Source organism: Faecalibacterium sp. Marseille-Q3530 (assembly GCF_017377625.1).
GTDB classification, from domain to species: domain Bacteria; phylum Bacillota; class Clostridia; order Oscillospirales; family Ruminococcaceae; genus Faecalibacterium; species Faecalibacterium prausnitzii_E.
Genome location: NZ_JAFREH010000043.1, coordinates 1 through 912, shown reverse-complemented (window position 1 = coordinate 912; position 912 = coordinate 1). Strand labels below are relative to the sequence as shown.

At 47.0% G+C, this 912-nt stretch carries 1 protein-coding gene; it reads right to left on the bottom strand.

Features of this window, described 5'->3' with window-relative positions; genetic code table 11:
• Positions 1-53: 53 nt before the first annotated feature.
• Positions 54-338 carry a hypothetical protein gene (locus J3350_RS13870; protein ID WP_015538118.1) on the bottom strand — a complete coding sequence of 95 codons (285 nt, stop codon included), beginning with the start codon at positions 336-338 and terminating at the stop codon, positions 54-56.
• Positions 339-912 lie beyond the last annotated feature (574 nt).

The following is a 912-nucleotide window of genomic DNA, read 5'->3' as shown; positions in this document are numbered from 1 at the left end:
TTTGGGACAGCTTCTTGTTGGGGCGTGCCTGCCCCAAACCCTGCTAGGTGATTTCATTCTTGGTGGTTGCTATATTGCTTATATGCCTTTTCAAATCCTGATTTGTTATATATGATAAATTTATAACATTCTCCATCTTTCATGGAAATTGCTGCAACAGGAACGACCATCTGACTCCATGAAAGCTCCCTTATCTCGTTCATGGGCAATACAAGGTTGCGATACAGTGGACTGACTGTGAGCTTTTGAGTTGAATATGTAATGCTCTGTTCATCAATGTACAAACCACCGCCAATGATTCCATTACGGCATAAGCTACACACAAAAGTTTTTCCCATAATATTACCGCCTCCTATTAGTTGATGGTTGGTTAAGTTGAGTATATCATATTGATTTCCAGAAGAACACCCCTATATAGGAGATTTTAGCCGTTTTACTGCGTACGTGCGTACGAGAGATTGGTACGCACGTACGCAGCGATTTGCCCGAAGCGCACCCTATATAGCCGTTTCCCCCTCGGAGAGCCCACTACACTTTGCAGACCACAGGGATGAAAGTGTCATAGTGGGTTATTACACTTCCGCAGAAGTGCCTTCTCCTCGCCGCAGACAGCCGGGTGTGCCCTTTTGTGAGAGCTTTCTGTGCGGCGAATCCACATCGCCCACAGGCGATGTAAGCAGGGATTCCAAAGGGGCGCAGCACCCTTGGCACACGACTTTGGTACAAAGTCTAGTGTGTTACACCTTTCCAGAGGTGTATACGTTCCTGAAATGCAAAAAGCCCCATACCCAACACCTTAACGGTGCGGACATGGGACTTGATGCTTCCTCGGCCTAGCCGGGTACTCCGTAACCAATCCTGACAGGCAGTTGCCGTGTCATTTTTCGAAAACTGTTTTACGGATACCCAGCA

What these genes read in the sequence shown, in the direction of transcription:
- J3350_RS13870 (WP_015538118.1), bottom strand. Translation starts at nt 338, where the DNA reads ATGGGAAAAACTTTTGTGTGTAGCTTATGCCGTAATGGAATCATTGGC.